This window comes from Myroides phaeus, assembly GCF_009799805.1.
Lineage (GTDB): Bacteria > Bacteroidota > Bacteroidia > Flavobacteriales > Flavobacteriaceae > Flavobacterium > Flavobacterium phaeum_A.
Window position 1 is genome coordinate 1,684,499 of the sequence record NZ_CP047050.1, and the last position, 18,788, is coordinate 1,703,286.

The 18,788-nt window shown below is 33.8% G+C and carries 20 protein-coding genes; 8 read left to right on the forward strand and 12 right to left on the reverse strand.

From position 1 onward, the window contains the following. Positions 1 to 31 precede the first annotated feature (31 nt). From ccoS to GQS07_RS07575, 7 genes are all read left to right on the forward strand, one after another. On the forward strand, positions 32 to 241 hold the full coding sequence (gene ccoS, locus GQS07_RS07545; protein WP_158210276.1) for a cbb3-type cytochrome oxidase assembly protein CcoS: 210 nt from the start codon (positions 32 to 34) through the stop codon (positions 239 to 241). Positions 242 to 247: 6 nt separating this feature from the next. Next, entirely contained in the window at positions 248 to 2,431 is a 2,184-nt protein-coding gene (ccoN, locus tag GQS07_RS07550) for a cytochrome-c oxidase, cbb3-type subunit I (RefSeq protein WP_158210277.1), read from the forward strand. A 19-nt stretch (positions 2,432 to 2,450) separates the two neighbouring features. Beyond that, positions 2,451 to 2,651 (forward strand): CcoQ/FixQ family Cbb3-type cytochrome c oxidase assembly chaperone, encoded by a 201-nt coding sequence (locus GQS07_RS07555; protein ID WP_090409163.1) that lies wholly within the window; start codon positions 2,451 to 2,453, stop codon positions 2,649 to 2,651. A gap of 2 nt (positions 2,652 to 2,653) precedes the next feature. Then, positions 2,654 to 3,628 (forward strand): cbb3-type cytochrome c oxidase N-terminal domain-containing protein, encoded by a 975-nt coding sequence (locus tag GQS07_RS07560; protein ID WP_158210278.1) that lies wholly within the window; start codon positions 2,654 to 2,656, stop codon positions 3,626 to 3,628. A gap of 103 nt (positions 3,629 to 3,731) precedes the next feature. Further along, the gene (gene ccoG, locus GQS07_RS07565; RefSeq protein ID WP_158210279.1) at positions 3,732 to 5,153 is read left to right on the forward strand and encodes a cytochrome c oxidase accessory protein CcoG; all 1,422 of its coding nucleotides are present in this window, start codon (positions 3,732 to 3,734) and stop codon (positions 5,151 to 5,153) included. Between the two features lie 17 nt (positions 5,154 to 5,170). Next, positions 5,171 to 5,620: a FixH family protein gene (locus GQS07_RS07570; RefSeq protein ID WP_158210280.1), complete on the forward strand. Its 450-nt coding sequence runs from the start codon at positions 5,171 to 5,173 to the stop codon at positions 5,618 to 5,620. A gap of 7 nt (positions 5,621 to 5,627) precedes the next feature. Next, positions 5,628 to 6,323 (forward strand): sulfite exporter TauE/SafE family protein, encoded by a 696-nt coding sequence (locus GQS07_RS07575; RefSeq protein ID WP_158210281.1) that lies wholly within the window; start codon positions 5,628 to 5,630, stop codon positions 6,321 to 6,323. A gap of 251 nt (positions 6,324 to 6,574) precedes the next feature. Here the strand turns inward: GQS07_RS07575 and GQS07_RS07580 are convergent, their stop codons facing one another. From GQS07_RS07580 to bshC, 9 genes are all read right to left on the reverse strand, one after another. Then, a complete protein-coding gene (locus tag GQS07_RS07580; RefSeq protein WP_158210282.1) occupies positions 6,575 to 7,201 on the reverse strand; it encodes a WbqC family protein in 627 nt (208 codons plus the stop codon). Positions 7,202 to 7,209: 8 nt separating this feature from the next. Continuing rightward, positions 7,210 to 8,802, reverse strand: a complete 1,593-nt coding sequence (gene lepB, locus GQS07_RS07585) for a signal peptidase I (protein WP_158210283.1) — start codon at positions 8,800 to 8,802, stop codon at positions 7,210 to 7,212. Between the two features lie 35 nt (positions 8,803 to 8,837). Beyond that, positions 8,838 to 9,542 (reverse strand): 4-hydroxy-tetrahydrodipicolinate reductase, encoded by a 705-nt coding sequence (gene dapB, locus GQS07_RS07590; RefSeq protein WP_158210284.1) that lies wholly within the window; start codon positions 9,540 to 9,542, stop codon positions 8,838 to 8,840. 12 nt (positions 9,543 to 9,554) lie between these two features. Then, a complete protein-coding gene (locus tag GQS07_RS07595; RefSeq protein WP_158210285.1) occupies positions 9,555 to 10,136 on the reverse strand; it encodes a DUF5683 domain-containing protein in 582 nt (193 codons plus the stop codon). Further along, a complete protein-coding gene (locus tag GQS07_RS07600; RefSeq protein ID WP_158210286.1) occupies positions 10,136 to 11,041 on the reverse strand; it encodes a ParB/RepB/Spo0J family partition protein in 906 nt (301 codons plus the stop codon). The genes GQS07_RS07595 and GQS07_RS07600 overlap by 1 nt, the downstream gene beginning before the upstream one ends. A gap of 27 nt (positions 11,042 to 11,068) precedes the next feature. After that, positions 11,069 to 11,833: a ParA family protein gene (locus tag GQS07_RS07605; protein ID WP_090409132.1), complete on the reverse strand. Its 765-nt coding sequence runs from the start codon at positions 11,831 to 11,833 to the stop codon at positions 11,069 to 11,071. A gap of 172 nt (positions 11,834 to 12,005) precedes the next feature. After that, positions 12,006 to 12,878, reverse strand: coding sequence for an SDR family oxidoreductase (locus tag GQS07_RS07610; RefSeq protein ID WP_176770742.1), 873 nt, complete (start codon positions 12,876 to 12,878; stop codon positions 12,006 to 12,008). Positions 12,879 to 12,969: 91 nt separating this feature from the next. Continuing rightward, on the reverse strand, positions 12,970 to 13,626 hold the full coding sequence (locus tag GQS07_RS07615) for a hypothetical protein (RefSeq protein ID WP_158210287.1): 657 nt from the start codon (positions 13,624 to 13,626) through the stop codon (positions 12,970 to 12,972). 98 nt (positions 13,627 to 13,724) lie between these two features. Further along, entirely contained in the window at positions 13,725 to 15,314 is a 1,590-nt protein-coding gene (gene bshC, locus GQS07_RS07620; RefSeq protein WP_158210288.1) for a bacillithiol biosynthesis cysteine-adding enzyme BshC, read from the reverse strand. A 121-nt stretch (positions 15,315 to 15,435) separates the two neighbouring features. On the opposite strand from bshC, the gene GQS07_RS07625 reads away from it, so the two are divergent. After that, positions 15,436 to 17,634, forward strand: a complete 2,199-nt coding sequence (locus GQS07_RS07625; protein WP_158210289.1) for a B12-binding domain-containing radical SAM protein — start codon at positions 15,436 to 15,438, stop codon at positions 17,632 to 17,634. Between the two features lie 28 nt (positions 17,635 to 17,662). Here GQS07_RS07625 and GQS07_RS07630 read toward each other — a convergent pair whose 3' ends face one another. From GQS07_RS07630 to GQS07_RS07640, 3 genes are all read right to left on the reverse strand, one after another. Continuing rightward, on the reverse strand, positions 17,663 to 17,920 hold the full coding sequence (locus GQS07_RS07630; RefSeq protein ID WP_158210290.1) for a type II toxin-antitoxin system ParD family antitoxin: 258 nt from the start codon (positions 17,918 to 17,920) through the stop codon (positions 17,663 to 17,665). Positions 17,921 to 18,007: 87 nt separating this feature from the next. After that, complete coding sequence (locus GQS07_RS07635) at positions 18,008 to 18,352, reverse strand: SdpI family protein (RefSeq protein WP_158210291.1); 345 nt, start codon at positions 18,350 to 18,352, stop codon at positions 18,008 to 18,010. Positions 18,353 to 18,358: 6 nt separating this feature from the next. Beyond that, complete coding sequence (locus GQS07_RS07640) at positions 18,359 to 18,784, reverse strand: DUF3784 domain-containing protein (RefSeq protein WP_158210292.1); 426 nt, start codon at positions 18,782 to 18,784, stop codon at positions 18,359 to 18,361. Positions 18,785 to 18,788: the final 4 nt, after the last annotated feature.

The following is an 18,788-nucleotide window of genomic DNA, read 5'->3' on the forward strand; positions in this document are numbered from 1 at the left end:
ATATGTTAATTTTGTAACGTAAATAAAAGGTATGAGTGTTATTTATTTCTTAATCAGTATCAGCGTTGTTGTCGCTGGTATCTTTCTATACTTGTTCATCAAGTCCGTTAAGAGTGGACAGTTTGATGACTCGTATACTCCATCGGTACGTATGTTGTTTGACGATGAAGTAAAAATCACCTCAAAAGATTCGAAAGAAAAAAAGACTAACAATAAAAATCAAAAAGAAAATCAAATATAAACAACTATGGAAGTGCAACAATTTTATTATGACAACAAAATTGTAAAGAAATTTCTTTACGCTTCGATATTTTTTGGAGCAGTAGGGATGCTAGTAGGGTTACTGTTAGCAGTGATGTTTATATTTCCTAACTTAACCGATGGAATATCGTTCTTAAGTTTCGGGAGATTACGTCCTCTACACACAAATGCGGTAATTTTCGCATTCGTTGGTAACGCTATTTTTGGCGGTATTTATTACTCTTTACAAAGGTTATGTAAAGCCAGAATGTACAGTGATTTTTTAAGTAATCTTCACTTTTACGGATGGCAATTAATCTTAATAGGTGCAGTAATTACTTTGCCATTAGGGTTCACAACATCAAAAGAGTATGCCGAGTTAGAATGGCCAATTGACATTGCAATTGCAATTATTTGGGTAACATTTGGTATTAACATGATTATGACAATCATCAAGAGAAGAGAGCGTCATATTTATGTTGCTATTTGGTTCTACTTAGCTACATTCGTTACGGTGGCAGTACTTCACATCTTTAACTCATTAGAGTTACCAGTGAGTGCTTTCAAATCTTACTCAGTTTATGCTGGGGTACAAGATGCATTAGTTCAATGGTGGTATGGACATAACGCGGTTGCGTTCTTCTTAACTACACCGTTCTTAGGGTTAATGTATTACTACTTACCAAAAGCTGCTAATAGACCAGTTTATTCTTATAGACTTTCTATTATTCACTTCTGGTCATTAATTTTCTTATACATCTGGGCGGGACCTCACCACTTATTGTATTCAGCTTTACCTGAATGGGCACAAAACTTAGGAGTAGTATTCTCTGTTATGTTGATTGCTCCATCTTGGGGAGGTATGATTAACGGTTTGTTAACGCTTCGTGGAGTATGGGATAAAGTAAGAGTAGATCCTGTTTTAAAATTCTTCGTTGTAGGTATTACTGGATACGGTATGGCTACGTTTGAAGGACCAATGTTATCATTGAAAAACGTAAACGCTATTGCTCACTTTACTGACTGGATCGTAGCTCACGTACACGTTGGTGCATTAGCTTGGAATGGATTTATGACATTCGGTATGGTTTATTGGTTAATCCCAAGAATGGTAAAAACAGATTTATATTCTAAAGCATTAGCTAACTTCCACTTCTGGATTGGTACTTTAGGTATTATTTTATATGTGATTCCATTGTATGTTGCAGGTTTCTCTCAACACTTAATGTGGAAAGACTTTAATCCAGATGGTACATTAAAATATGGTAACTTCTTAGAAACTGTTACTGCTATTATGCCAATGTATGCGATGCGTGCAATTGGAGGAACATTATACTTAGCTGGGGTACTTGTATTAATTTACAACATCTACAAAACAGTTAAAGCTGGTCAACCAGTAGAAGATGAATTAGCTGAAGCACCTGCATTAACAAGAATTTCTGCGGGAAGATTAAAAGGAGAAGGATGGCACGTATGGTTAGAAAGAAGACCAATTCAGTTTACTATTTTAACTACAATTGCTATTTTAATTGGAGGTATGGTTCAGATTATACCAACAATCTTCGTTAAGTCGAATATTCCAACTATTACAAGTGTTAAACCGTATACTCCATTAGAGTTAGAAGGTCGTGACTTATATATTAGAGAAGGTTGTGTTGGATGTCACTCTCAACAGATTCGTCCTTTCCGTTCTGAAGTTGAAAGATACGGTGAGTATTCAAAATCAGGAGAGTATGTTTATGATCACCCATTCTTATGGGGGTCTAAGAGAACAGGTCCAGATTTAATGCGTGTTGGAGGTAAATATTCTGATAGCTGGCATTATAATCACATGTTTGACCCACAATCAACATCTCCAAACTCTATTATGCCAGGTTATAAATGGTTATTTGCTAACAAAGCAAAAGATTATTCTGACATTGAGAAGAAAATGAGCGTAATGAGAACATTAGGTGTTCCTTATACAGATGAAGATATTGCTAATGCAAGAGCTTCTATTAAAGCGCAAGCAGAAGGAATTGCACTTAATTTAGAAGGAGATCCAGATTATGTTAAATCATATGAGGATAGTAAAAAACGTGCTGAAGCAAAAGGAGAAGAGTTTGTTCCAATGAGCGAGCGTGAAATTGTAGCAGTAATTGCTTACTTACAACGTTTAGGTACAGATATTAAAGAAAGAGTAGAAGAATAATATAAAAAAGTGAATCAATATGCTAAAGTTCATTAAACATAATATGGAAACGATTGGAGGGATTGAAATCTTCCCAATTATTTCGCTACTCATTTTCTTTACTTTCTTTGTTGGACTTTTTATATGGGTTGCTACCTATAAAAAAGATACAATTGAAGAATTAAGCAATATGCCATTCATGGATGATGAAGAGCAAAATGTTGATCCTAATTCAAATTAATTATGAAGAAGTTTTTTCCAGTATATGTTAGAGTACCTCTTTTATTCGCGATTTTCTTTTTCGCAATAGAATGGATAATAGGGGGAGAAAGTGACAAGCCTGCATTTATGGAACATCCAGTTGTTCTAATCTTATTAGGTTTGTTCTTATTTGCTTTGATTGCTGTAGAAATTGTAGCATCGGCAACAAATAAGATTCTGGATCGTTTAATGACGCCAGAAGAAAGAGCTGCAAAAGCTAAAGAAGAGAGTCTTCCTTTTGCTGAGTCTCCATGGGTTAAGAGGTTAATGAAGAAATTAACTAACACAAAAGAAATCCATGAAGAAAGTGATATCATGATGGATCATGATTATGACGGAATTAAAGAGTTAGATAATGATTTACCACCTTGGTGGGTTGGATTATTCTACGTAACGTTCATTTTCGCTGTGATTTACTTATTAAGATTCCACGTATTTGACGGAGATAGTCAAGTTGTAGAATACGAAAAAGAAATGATCGCTGCTAAAGAGCAAGTAGAAGAATACAAGAAAACAGCTCCAGATATGCTAACTGCAGATCAAGCTGTATTCTCTGACGATCCTGCTGTATTGGCTGCTGGTAAACAGCTTTTCGATACAAACTGTGCAATGTGTCACAAAGCAGATGGTGGAGGAGCAATTGGACCTAACTTAACAGATGATCATTGGATTTTAGGTGGAGGTATGAAAAATGTGTTCAACACTATTTCTGAAGGAGGTCGTCCTGGAAAAGGGATGGTGCCTTGGAAAACAAACTTCAAACCATCTGAAATTGAAAAAATATCATCTTATGTAATTTCTCTAAATGGTACTACTCCGGCTGAAGCAAAAGCAGCAGAAGGTGATATCATTTGGTCTAAGGCTGATTTAGCAACTGAAGGAGGAGAAGCAGATGTAGCTCCTGCTGAAGAAAATACAGAAGCTTCAAGCGACAATACTGAAGTTTCGGCTGAATAGTCAGTAGAGAATAAATGTTCTTTTTGAGCAGATTTAAACTACAATAAAATATAAAAGGCTGAGTAGAGGTAACTCGCTCAGCCTTTTTTTAAAACACAATACTATGGCTACAGAAAAAGATGAGAGTTTCCGTGACTCCATAGGTACTATTGGTAAAGATGGGAAAAGAGTTTTTCTTCACCCTAAAAAACCTTCAGGACCTTTTTACAATAAACGTAAAATAGTTAGTTATTTATTAATCGCTTTTCTATTTGCGGCTCCATTTATTAAATTGAATGGGAATCAGTTTTTATTATTTAATGTAATAGATAGAAAGTTCAACATTTTTGGTTTTCCTTTTTGGCCACAAGATTTTTATTTAGTGGTAATATCATTAATCATTGGTGTTGTTTTTGTTACTTTATTTACAGTTTCTTTTGGACGTATTTTCTGCGGTTGGATATGCCCACAGACTATTTTTATGGAAATGGTTTTTAGACGTATCGAATACTGGATTGACGGGGATAGAGGTGCTCAAATGAGGTTAGATAAACAACCTTGGAATGGTGAGAAAATTAGAAAACGTTTAACTAAATGGTTTATTTTCTTCTTGATTTCATTTTCAATTGCGAATGTATTTTTAGCGTATATCATCGGATCAGACGCTGTAATACAAATGATGAAAGAAGGGCCAGCTAACCACGTTGGAAGATTTATTGGATTATTAATATTTACGACAGTATTTTACTTTGTATTTACTTGGTTTAGAGAACAAGTATGTGTAATTGCTTGTCCTTATGGTCGTTTACAGGGAGTTTTATTAGATAATAAATCTATCATTGTAGCTTATGACCACGTAAGAGGAGAAGGAGAAAATGGTCGTGCTAAGTTTAGAAAAGACGTTGATCGTCAAGCAGCTGGAATTGGTGATTGTATCGATTGTAAGCAATGTGTAAATGTTTGTCCAACAGGTATCGATATTCGTAATGGTACTCAATTAGAATGTACAAACTGTACTGCTTGTATTGATGAATGTGATCATATGATGGAGAGTGTAGGATTGCCAAAAGGTTTAATCCGTTACGCTTCAGAAGAAGAAATTACAGAGAATAAGAAGTTTAAGTTTACTCCAAGACAGAAAGGATATACAGCTGTTTTAGGAATTTTATCTTTCATTTTAGTAGGATTATTATTCTTAAGAACAGATGTTGAAGCAACTGTTTTACGTGTTGCAGGGCAAACATATGAACATAAAGGTGAGAACCTAAGTAATGTTTATACATTTAAAGTTGTTAATAAAACAATGCGCGATTTTGAGGACATTAGTTTTAAACTTAAAGAGCCTGAGCAAGGAGAGATTATTTTAGTAGGGAAACCTATTATTAAAGTAGAAAAAGAAGGTTATGCAGAAGGAACAATGTTTATTGAAGTACCTCAATATTTATTAGAAAGCCACCGTACTAAAGTTAAAATTGAGGTGTATGATGGTGATAAATTGATACAAACAACTTCAACAAACTTCCTTGGACCAAGAACATTAGATTAATTTAAAATTTGTTAGGTATGAAATTTAATTTTGGAACAGGAATTGTAATTGCTATGGGATTATTCATGGTGTTTATATTACAGTATGTTATAAGAGTTCAAGTTAATCCGAAATTTGATAATGAGTTGGTTACTGAGAACTATTATCAACAAGAAATAGAAGTTGATGGAAGACACGATAGAGAAGTTGCGGCTTTGAAATTATCTCGTCCAGTTGGAATAGAAGTATCATCAGAAGGTGTTGTTGTTTCTTTTCCTAAAGAATTTGATTATAAAAAAATTACCGGTAAAATATTCCTATATAGACCGTCTAACCAGAAATTAGACTTTGATATTCCTATATCTTTGTCTTCTTCCAATTTGCTCATACCTAACACAAATTTGGTAGACGGTCGTTGGGATATTGCTATCGAATGGAATTATGAGGGTTCTGATTATAGAAACATAAATAAGTTAACAGTTAAATAGTTTAATCGTGATTACTGCACTTATTTTTGGGTTAGTCAGCAGTCTACATTGTATTGGTATGTGTGGACCAATTGCTATGATGTTACCCGTTTCTAAGAACAATCAATCTAAAAAGGCTATGCAGATATTCACCTATCACTTAGGTAGGATATCTGCATATTCTATTTTAGGACTTGTCTTTGGACTTTTTGGTAAAGGATTTTACATTGCTGGACTTCAACAGCAAATGTCAATTGTAGTTGGTGTTTTAATGATTTTATTCGTTTTGATACCACAGAATAAACTGGGGAGTTTAAATTTTTTAAAGCCGATCTATAAGCTTACAAGTAAATTAAAGAAAGCACTTGGTGCTCAATTTAAAAAGCAAGATATTAAGTCTTTATATATGATTGGATTTTTTAATGGCTTTTTACCTTGCGGAATGGTATACGTTGCTCTTTTTGGAGCATTAGCTACGCAGAATATTGTTTTAGGTATGCTTTATATGGCATTATTTGGTGTAGGTACAATTCCGTTAATGAGTTCGGTAGTTTATGTTAGAGATTTATTCTCTACGAAGGTTAGAAATGCTATAATGAAGTACTACCCGTTGATTATTGTCCTTTTTGGTATGCTATTTATATTAAGAGGTTTGGGATTAGATATTCCATTTATATCTCCTGATAACTTAAATTTATTTGTTAGAGGAGAAGCAAATTGTTAGTTTGTTAAAAGCTTGTTGTCAGTGTGTTGTGTTTTTATGTCCATAAAAAATAAAAAAAGTTACTTTTTTAAGTGACTTTTCTACTACATGGTTGTCTTAATAATAACAAACAGATAAAAGTGCTTTTAAAATGCTATGAAAAGAAATTAAATTCATTGATCTGTTTGACTTAGTACTTTGATAAAATGTATTAAGATTGCTATGAAAAGAGAATACAAAAAAAAGGTAACTTATATAAGTTACCTTTTTTTTTACTTTATAATTAGCTCTTGACGTTTTAAATAATCAACAGCATGTCTTCCTTCGTTGAACAATAAATCCAAAATACTCAAGTTATTTAAGAATCCGTGTTTCTCATCAAAAACTTGGACATAACTTTCAAAAGAATTAGTGTCTTTTTTACCATTAACTAATGATCTAAAATCAGATATATCTTCAGTCAATTCTTTTTCAAACTCAATTGTTTTTTCAAAAGGAATAGAAATACCTAAACAAGAATTAACAACTTCATGTATTTGTAGATTTAAGTCTAACATAAAGTCATGTTTTCCTTCGAAAATAGCACGTATATCGTCTTCAAAGTACTCAAAGTAAGGAGAAGTTCTATACGCAGCTTCTAAGCTCTTAAAATGCTGTTTTTGCCATCCAAAAGCATGCTCGATTCTTGTGTCTTTAAATTTCTTATGTGTATCATCGCTGTGCTTAACCGGAATATTCAACATTTGAATTCCATTAGCACTATAGATATACATTCTATTTCTGTTCGTTTGTTTCTGAAAATTATCTTCTACTTCAAACATTACACTGTCAGCTTGTAACATAGCTACATAATGGCTAACAGACGCAAAGTAAGTAGGATGAATAAGAATGTTATTCATTTTATCAATTAAAATTTAGAATTCTTTTTTTCTTTTCTCTTTTTGTAAGTGTTGTAACCTACAAGACCAAATACAATAACTAAGAAGTAAGGGAAGTAAGAAACTTGTTTTCCATTACCATTAACTGTTGTAAACAATCTGTCCCATCTGATTTTATCGATTGCTTGTCCCCATGGAATAGCTTGATCTAAACTCATCCAAACAAATACAGGTTTACCTACAATATGGTCTTCTGGTACATACCCCCAATATCTACTATCTTCAGATCTATTTCTATTATCTCCCATCATAAAGTAATAGTTTTGTTGGAAAGTATATTTATCAGTAGCTACGTCATTAATATAGATTTGACCATTTTTAACCTCCAATTTATTGTGTTCATATACTGAAATAGCACGTTGGTAGAATGGTAAATTCTCTTGTGTTAATGTTACAGTTTCACCTTCTGCAGGAATATGAATAGGACCTAAGTTTTCTTCGTTCCAACCAACTTGATTGTGAGGGAACAACATTTTAGACACAATAGGAGTGATTTGATCTTGGTAATCTTTAGGTAGTCCTTTTTGAACACTAACCACACCAGTTACAGATCTTAGAACTTCAGCTGCCTCATCAGTAACTGCCCCAAGTATAATAGTTGTAGGGTCATTGTTGTAGTAACTTGCTCCTTCACGTAAATCTAAACGTTTGATAAGTGAGTTAAAATCGATTGATGAACCATCTGTTTTTACCGTATATGTAAACTGTAATTTAGCACGGTCATTCAATTTCATTTTTTCTCCATTGATGTAAACATCTCCATCTTTAATAGATAAGTTTTCACCAGGAAGACCAACTGCTCTTTTAACGTAATTCGTCTTTTTATCGATAGGTTTATCAACAGCAGGACGGCGTAATGGATCGTTAAACTGATATACGGTATCTGTAGGCCAGTTGAATACAACTATATCATTGTGTTGTACCTTTTGGAAACCAGGTAATCTAAAATAAGGTAAATGAGGTTTCTTTAAGTATGAGTTAAGCTTAGTACCAGGAATAGTATCGTGTACCATTGGTAAAGCTACTGTTGTCATAGGTGTTCTTGCACCATAGTGAAACTTACTCACAAATAAGAAGTCACCTACCAATAACGTTTTTTCTAATGATGACGTTGGAATTGTATAAGGTTGTATTACATACGTATGGATAATCGTAGCAACAACAACAGCAAATAGGATAGAGCTTACAGTCTCTCCTGAGTTACTTTCTGCTTTTGTACTTCTGTTTTCAACGTATTTAGCATCCGTAGCATAGTTAATATAGAAGATATAAAGGCCTAAAGTTACAACACCAAGCACAGTGTCAATAGCTTTGTTTTTACCAAAACTTCTCAATATTTCAACCCATACTACTGGGAACATAATCAAGTTTACAATCGGAATAAAAAGTAGGATAACCCACCATTTAGGTCTGTTAATGATACCCATTAATACAATTGCATTGTAAACAGGTACTATTGCTTCCCAACTTTTTCTACCTGCTTTCACATATAATTTCCAAGTTCCAAGAAAATGAATTACTTGAACAAGTAGGAAAAATAGAAACCATTGCGTCATTGTCATAGCGAATAATTATTTAATGTAAGATGTGAAGGTAATTATTTTTTCAAATTAAGAACGTCCTTCATCGAAAAAACTCCTTTTTTATTTTGAATCCACTCTGCAGCAATTACAGCTCCTAAAGCAAATCCTTCACGACTATGTGCCGTGTGTTTTATCTCTATTTGGTCAATTTCTGAGTCGTAGAAAACACTATGAGTTCCAGGAACAGCATCTTCTCTAATAGCGTCAATATGAATCTCATTTGCTTTAGCGTCGTTTAAAGTCCACTTTTCATAGCCTGAGTTTTCTATGATTCCATTAGCTAAAGAAATAGCAGTACCACTCGGAGCATCCAACTTTTGAGTATGGTGAATTTCTTCCATTGATACATTGTATTCCTTTAGGTTACTCATCATTTTTGCCAAATAATTATTTAGTTCAAAAAAGACATTAACTCCAACGCTGAAGTTAGAACCATAAAGGAAAGCTCCTTCTTTTTGTTGACACAAATCAACCATTTCTTGGTAATGTTCTAACCAACCTGTAGTACCCGAAATAACAGGTACTTGATGATTTAAACAAGTCGTTATATTTTCAACAGCTGCAGTTGGTACACTAAAGTCAATAGCAACATCAGCCTGTTCAAGTCCTGTGTAAGCATCATTACTATGTTTTTTTAATACAATAGTATGACCTCTTTCTATAGCGATACGTTCAATGATTTTACCCATTTTCCCGTAACCTAATAATGCAATTTTCATAAATAGTTTTTTTTAAAAACGATATTGAACGTTAATAGCGTATTGGAATTGATTAGGAGTTTCAATCTGATTGTATTCAAAAGCAGGTTTAATAGTCAAGTTTTCATTGACGTTAAACTGCATTAAATGCGCATCAACATTGGCATCAACAATACTTAAAATATAAAAACCAACAGTGATTACAACAGACAAATCACGGTTACGTCTATAGAACTTTTGAGCCTCTAACAAACGGTCGTTGTCTAAGCCACCAAAAGTAGGATCGTCAACATTGTGAATACCTTGTAATCTGTTTTTATATTCGTTTCTATAGCGAGTATATTGTCTTTGGTTATCAATCCAAAAATAAGTAGGTACACCAATTCCGGCATAAACCAATGGTAATTTCCAGTATTTACCATTGTTAATCTGTCCTAATCCAGGAACAACAGACGCAAAGAATGCAGCACGAGCTGGCGCTAATGGATCCATTGGTTTTTCTTCAATATTACTAATTGAAGGAACAGATTTATTTTTCTCTTTTTTATTCTGTGCAAATGTGGGGTTACAGAATACAGTGAAGAGAAACATCAAGATTAAAAGATTACTTCTCACTAATTTTCTAAAAGTTTGATAATACGATTTAGATCTTCTTCAGAGTGGAAAGGAATTGATATTTTACCTTTACCATTAGCAGAAGCCTTTATGTCTACTTTAGTTCCGAAAAACTGACCAAAAGATCTTGTATAGTTTTCTGGAATTTTAAATTCGTTTGTTGTTTTTGGCACTTCAGGAGTAAGAATACCTTTCAGCGACAATTGATAATTCTTAACGATAGCTTCCGTTTCTCTTACAGACAAATTCTCTGTAATAATTTTGTGGTAGATATCTGTTTGAGCGTCAAGATCCTCAATGTTTATAATTGCACGACCGTGTCCCATTGTGATGAAACCATCTCTAATTCCCGTTTGAATAATTGGGTCAAGGCGTAACAATCTCAAGTAATTTGCAATAGTTGATCTTTTTTTACCAACACGTTCACTAACTTGTTCTTGTGTAAGATCAATTTCGTCCATTAAGCGTTGATAAGAAAGTGCAATTTCGATAGGGTCTAAATCGTGACGTTGGATGTTTTCAACCAATGCCATAGTCAACGACTCATTATCGTTTGCAATTCGGATATACGCAGGAATAGTTTGAAGACCAACTAATTTAGAAGCACGTAATCTGCGTTCCCCTGAAATTAATTGATATTTATTATAGTTAGTTTTTCTAACAGTAATAGGTTGAATTACCCCAAGCTCGTGAATACTTGTTGCTAATTCACTAAGAGATTCCTCATTGAAATTAGTTCTTGGTTGAAAAGGGTTAATTTCAATAGAATCAACGTCTAATTCAATAATATTTCCAATAACTTTATCAGCATTAGTATCTTCTATCGACTTGATATCATTTTCAGGATCTTTTAAAAGAGCCGATAGACCTCGTCCTAAAGCTTGTTTTTTAATCGCCTTTGCCATAATACTCTAAAAATATCGTTTTGGGTATTAACTATTTTTACGAATAACCTCTTCTGCCAAGTTTATATAATTGGTAGCTCCTCTACTCGTAGCGTCATAGTTTATGATACTTTCTCCAAAACTTGGAGCTTCACTCAGTTTTACATTTCGTTGAATAATAGTGTCAAACACCATATCGTTGAAGTGTTTTTGTACTTCTTCTACAACTTGATTAGACAATCGTAAACGAGAATCATACATAGTCAGTAACAATCCTTCGATGTCTAAATTAGCGTTGTGTATTTTTTGAACACTTTTAATTGTGTTTAATAGTTTACCTAAACCTTCCAATGCAAAATACTCACATTGAATTGGAATAATAACAGAATCCGCAGCTGTAAGTGCGTTTAAAGTTAATAGCCCTAAAGAAGGAGCACAATCGATTATAATATAATCATATTGTTCCTTTATAGATTGTAATGCTTGTTTAAGCATATACTCACGATTTGGTTTGTCAACCAATTCTATTTCAATCGCAACTAAATCAATGTGCGCTGGAATCAAGCTTACATTAGGTGCTGTACAGTCTACAATAGCCTCTTCTGGAGTATAGCTGTGCTCTAATATTTCATACGTTCCAATTTCAACTGCATCTACATCTACACCTAAGCCAGAAGTTGTATTAGCCTGAGGATCTGCGTCTATTAATAAGACTTTTTTCTCAAGTGCTCCTAAAGAAGCTGCAAGATTGACAGATGTAGTTGTTTTTCCAACACCACCTTTTTGATTAGCAATAGCAATGATTTTACCCATTTTACCAAAAGAATATTTTTATAAGTGGTAAAAATACGATTTTTTGTGGGTATACGAAATCTTATTTATTAACATTTTGCTAAATTCATTATGATTCAGCACGTTATAAAAATAGATGCTATCTAAAAATTAAATAGCATCTATTTATCATTCAATATATGTAAAATTGAATTTATTTCTTTTTAGTCATTGCTTCAAGCATATCCCACATTTCAGAAGGAATTTTTTCAAGCATATTGAACTCTCCAGCGCCTTGTAGCCATTCTCCTCCGTCAATCGTAATAACCTCACCATTAACGTATGACGAGAAGTCAGATACTAAATAAGCTGCTAAGTTTGCCAATTCTTGGTGTTCTCCAACACGGCGCAATGGCACTTTTTTAGTAACGTCAAATTTATCTTTTAAATCACCAGGAAGTAATCTGTCCCAAGCTCCTTTTGTAGGGAATGGACCTGGAGCAATAGCGTTAGAACGGATACCATATTTAGCCCATTCTACAGCTAAACTACGCGTCATTGCAAGTACCCCTGCTTTTGCAGTTGCCGATGGAACTACATAACCAGAACCTGTCCAAGCATAAGTAGTTGTAATGTTTAAAACCACCTTGTTTTTTTCGCCTTTTTCAATCCAATGTTTACCAAAAGCTAATGTACAGTTTTTCGTTCCTTTCAATACAATATCGATAATTGTATCAAAAGCGTTAGAAGATAAACGCTCAGTAGGAGAGATGAAGTTTCCAGCAGCATTGTTTAATAAAACATCTACTTTACCAAATTTATCCACTACCGTTTGTAACATATTTTCTACTTGGTCATAATGACGAACGTCACAAGCAATAGGTAAACAAGTACCTTTTGTTTCTTCTTCTAATTCCTTAGCAGTATTTTGTAGTTTCTCTAAATCTCTTGATGTGATGGCTACTTTTGCCCCCAATTCTAAGAAGTATTTAGTCATAGACTTTCCTAAGCCACTTCCTCCTCCTGTAACTACAATTACTTTATCGTTTAAAGCTCCATCTTGAAGCATCTTTCCTGTGAAACTCATAATTTATGTTTTTTGATATAAAGTTAAATATACAAAAAAAGATATATGCACGCATATATCTTTGTCTTTACCTCGGTTTAATTTTAACCGATTAGAAAGTGATAGGGTAGCCTATATTTGAAATATCTGACTTTAGTTCCTCCCAATCTTCTAAATCGCTATTTAAACTTAATACCATTTCTTTTGTTAGAGGCCCCCCTTTGTAAATGTTACAAACACTTTCAATAGCTTCACTCGATAAATTGTCTAATTCATCGTCAAAGTAATAAGACAATACCCAATCAATATAGGTCATCGGGTTTCCGTCAAAAATGTATAAATGGTCATTAGAACCATCGTCTTTGTACTTGATATTTCCAACGGTCCATTCTTCTTGCTCATTTGTCCACAAGCAATACGTAGTTCCAATTGAAGCAACGGGTTCTCCAAAAATAAACTCATTAAAGTGTACTGGTAAGTTTAAAGTAAGCTCACTTTTAGCAGGTAACTTAGCCTCATAATCATATAATTCGTGGTCAAATCCATTAATTACAACCCCGTTTTTTGTAAAAAGAATCAACATTTCATTCCCTTCACCGTCTCTCATTTGAAAGAACTCTTGTCCTTCATTCCATTTGTTGTTATACGAGTAATATCTATATTCCCATTCTGGAGAAAAAATAGCTTCTAATACAGACAGTGCTTTACACAATGTTTGCAATTCTGCTGGTTTAGGTAAATTCATTCTATGAGTAGAAGATAATTCCATAATTGCGCTTTTAGTTTTTCTGTGAACTAAGATAGGGAAATTTGGTCAATAGCTTTTACACAAAAAAAGGCATATAATTAAATATGCCTTTTCGTATCTTATAAAGTAATAATATCAAAATCTTGTTCTAACGGTTGTTGTTTATCAAACAACGCTTTGATTAAATCATCACCGTATTCTTTGTAATAAACGGAGAAGTTTACAATTCTCTCTTGTAAACTGTTGTTTGGAAACAACTCATTTTGCAACATAGCGATGCGTTCCAACTGATCTTTATGACTTCTTTTTTCAGCTTTCATCAATCGCTTTTCAAGGTTGTCCAAGCCTTTCAACTGCTTTTTAGATTGCGCCTGCACAGCACCAATAAATGATTTATCTGTTTTTGCAGCAATTTCTTCTAACGTTTTAAACTGATCAATTAACACTTGGCGTTGTTGGTCAAAGTTGAACTCAATCTCAGAATATGCTTTCGTTTTTACATCCATCAACGGTTGTTGCTTCATAAACATATCGCTCCACGACAAGTTTAATTTATCCATCTTATCCACTTGCTTTTGCGTAGCCAATAATACTGAGTTTCTCAGTAATAACATTGGAAAAGTAATTTGGTGTAGTTCAAATACCTTTTTCAATTCTAACCAATAAGCCAATTCACCACCACCACCGATATAACAAAGGTTAGGCAGAATAATCTCTTGGTATAAAGGTCTAAGAATCACATTAGGACTAAAGCGTTCAGGATGAGCATAAAGTTCAGCCAACAATTCTTCTTTCGTAAATTGAATAGGAGTGTGGTTTACTTTATAGACATCATTTTCAAACACAATTCGCTCGCGCAAATCATCTAAGATGTAAAACAAGTTAATCTCTCTCGGATTTACCTGTATCAAGTAATCATTTAAAATAGGGAAACTCTTTTCAACTTCTTTAATTGCACTTTGGTTTAGCAGTTCTTGCTCCACATAAGGAATAAAAAGTTTCTTTAACTCCACATCATCTCCATCTACGATTACTAAACCATAAGCAGCAAAAAGTTCATTTGCCAAATAGCGAGTAGCATCTGTAAGATTGTTGTGTTTTAAATAAGCCGACTCAAACAAGTCTTTTATTTTTTGCGCATTAGCACCAACACCAACGTGAGCTTTAAACACTTCAAATACTTTATCTAATCCCTCTGTACTCAAACGCCCAACAGGACCTTTGCTTTCTTTGTTCCAACAGATGACTTTTTCGTCAAAAATGAAGTGATTAATCTCTTCAAAATCGTGGTCTTCAGTTGCCATCCAATAGATAGGTACAAAGTTGTTTTGAGGGTATTCTTTTTTCAATTGTTCTGTCAAATTAATAACAGAGATAATTTTATATAAGAAGTATAGTGGCCCTGTAAATAAGTTTAGCTGATGTCCTGTTGTAATGGTAAACGTGTTTTCGTTTGCCAACGACTGAATATTAGCAATAGTTTTATCAGAAGCCGATACGTTAGTATATTGTTGTAATAGCGCCTTAGTAAGCACCTGTCTGTTTGCAACAGGAAAATTGTTTTGTTTCTCAGCTATTTGTTTTCCAAAATTCTCCAAAGTAGGAAAGTTGTTGTACAACGGTTTTAAAGTATCTACCTGATTTAGGTAGTCCACCATTAACTTTGAAAAATAGCCCGAGTTTTGAAACGTGATTTTATCTAAAGGCATAGTTATTATTTTTTGCTAATTTAAAAAAATAAAACGGGGTAGGGTATCCTTTAACGTTGGGTTAATATATTTTATTCCTATTTTGAATAGTAGTATCTTTGCGCCCAAATTTGGAAACACTGTGAATACAACAATTACTTTTATAACCCCTCCTTTTACACAACTTAACACCCCATATCCTGCAACAGCCTATATCAAAGGATTTTTGAATACCCTTGACATATCGGCTTATCAATCGGATTTAGGGATAGAAGTTATATTAACCTTATTTAGTACAGAAGGGTTAAAGCAATTGTTTGACTATATTCACGAACACGCAGAAGAAGTATCTGCTAATACTCATCGTATCTTAGCGTTAGAAGAGGATTATATTGCTACAATCGGTCCTGTTATTGCTTTCTTACAAGGGAAGAATCCTACTTTAGCTCACACTATTGTTCAAGAGGACTTCTTGCCTCGTGCTTCTCGTTTTGAGCAGTTGGAGGAGTTAGAATGGGCGTTTGGAACAATGGGAATTATTGATAAAGCCAAGCATTTAGCAACGCTTTATTTAGAAGATATTTCTGACTTAATTGTAGAAACTGTTGATAGTAATTTCGGTTTTAGTCGTTATGCTGAACGATTAGGTCGTTCTGCTCATTCTTTTGACGAACTATATAATGCGTTACAACAACCGTTGACGTATATCGACGAAATAACAGTTGCCCTATTGTCTAAAATAATCGACAAGTCTAATCCTAAGATTGTCGGGTTTTCAGTGCCTTTCCCAGGAAATTTATACAGTAGTTTTCGCTGTGCACAGTGGATTAAAAAACACCATCCTCACATCAAGATTACTATGGGCGGTGGTTTTCCAAATACAGAACTACGTTCGTTAAAAGACGTAAGGGTATTTGAGTTTTTCGATTTCATTACTTTAGACGATGGTGAGGCTCCTTTGGAGAACTTGATTTTATATGTAGAAGGGAAGATTGCACAAGAGGAATTAAAGCGTACGTTAGTTGCTAAAGACAATGAGGTGGTTTATATCAACAACCCATTGAAACGCGACTATAAACAATCGGAAGTGGGAACACCTGATTATTCAGATTTACCATTGACGGAATATATATCAGTTATTGAAATTGTCAATCCAATGCACCGAATGTGGAGTGATGGGCGATGGAATAAACTAACAATGGCACACGGTTGTTATTGGGGTAAATGTACTTTCTGTGATATTAGTTTAGACTATATCAAGGTGTACGAGCCTATTGCAGCCAAGCAGATTGTTGATAGAATGCAAACGCTGATTGAGCAAACAGGGGAAACAGGTTTTCACTTTGTAGACGAAGCAGCACCACCAGCTTTAATGCGTGAAGTTGCTTTAGAAATCTTGCGTAGAAAGTTAACCGTAACGTGGTGGACAAATATTCGCTTTGAAAAGAGCTTTACGCGTGATTTGTGTTTATTGCTAAAGGCATCAGGTTGTATTGCTGTTTCAGGGGGATTAGAAGTTGCCTCAGACCGTTTGTTGAAATTAATTGACAAAGGAGTAACGGTAGAACAAGTAGCTCGTGTGAATAGAAACTTTACAGAAGCTGGTGTGTTAGTTCACGCGTATTTGATGTATGGTTTTCCAACGCAAACAGCTCAAGAAACGATAGACAGTTTAGAGATGGTACGTCAGCTATTTGAAGCTGGGGTAATGCAGTCTGGTTTCTGGCATCAATTTGCAATGACAGCCCATTCGCCAGTGGGTATGAATCCTGAAAAATACAAAGTAAACAGTCTTTTACAAGAAGAAGGAAGTTTTGCAAATAACGATGTACCACACGAAGAAATGAGTGGTGCTATACACGATAAGTTTTCATTTGGCTTAAAGAAATCGCTGTTTAACTATATGCACGGTATGTGTTTTGACTGGCCATTAAACGAGTGGTTTGACTTCAAAGTACCCCGTACAAGTATTCAGCCAGATTATATATTTAGTTGTTTGAATAACGAGCCGTTGCCTGTGTTTAAACCAAATCAAAAAGTATGTTGGTTGGGAACTTTTCCTTTTGTTGAATATTTCGAGAAAAAGAAGAAGGGTAGAGTATTTGAAATGGCACAGTTGATTTTTTACACTAAGAAAGAAACAGTAACAGTAGATGTTGATAGAGTAGTAGGAGATTGGTTTGTACAGTTTGTTGAACAGCTAAAAGAAAAAGCATCACAAACGATGACATATCAAGAAATGAAGAAGAGTTTTGAGGAGTTTACCAATGAAGACTTTGAACCATTCTGGTATTCAAAACCAGCACAAGCCTTGAGAGATATGGCCTTATTGGTGTTATAAATAGAGATTGAATGATATAAAAAAGCCGCTATATAGCGGCTTTTTCTGTATATCTTTGATTGAGGTCTTTTAAGAATTTAATCTCATTAAAATCATTTACAAAGCCAGATTGTATACCTTTTTCTAAGGCAGTGTCTAATAATTCCCTTTTGCTTTCTGTTTGTTCAAATAATTCCATAGCTGCTTTTACAACTTCATTTACAGAAGAATATTTTCCTCTTTGAATTTGTACATTGATAAAGTTATCAAAATAGTCTCCTAATATTATTTGAGTACTTTTTTCCATATTGAAATTAACTATGTTACAAATGTAATTGTATTGAGAGGAATATCAACTATTTATTTTAATAAATTTAATATAAATAATTGTATATCAGTTGTTTGTTGTGTTATGTTTTCTGACTTCTTGTTCTATCTTTTTTAAAGCAGTTTCTGTTTTGTAAATAAGGAATGCTATATAAAGTGTGAGTACTATAAAATACAAACTCTCGCCAATGTTTATAAAAGGAAATAGATAGGCTAAGACAGTATAAATAGCTGAGGTAGCACCAAAATAAAGCATTAGTTTACCACTATATTTTTGTGCAAACTCCCAATTGCGTTGGTTTTTCATAGCACGATAAGTTTTATAACCTATAAAACCATTTATCGTTTTAATTTGTGGACAAATAAGTCCTAACAGAATAAAAATAACAGATGTTATTATTAAAATAATCATACGTATTTAATTAGCTGTTGTTAATGATTCTAAGGTTACTTCACTCCATTGAATAGTGACAGTTAGATAAATCATTAAAGCAATAATTGCTGTATATAAGATTTTTTCATACAGACGAAATGGGTCAGTCGTGTGTTTGAATCTACTGTAAATTCCGCCTCCTATTATTATAATAACTGGAATATAGATAAGAGCGATTAATCCAATAATACCATTATTTAGAATAAAGGAAAGTGCCCCTCCTAACAAAATAAGCAGAGCAGAAATTCTTAGCAGTTTATTGATAAATGGAACAATTTTATGGATATCATACTTTGCTTTTCGCTCATCTGATAACGTATTATAACCAGATAATAATCCGTCGGCATTATCAACAGTTAAAATGAAGCTAAGTGCAAATAATATTGCTGCGGTAACTATAAACGGAATCATCTAT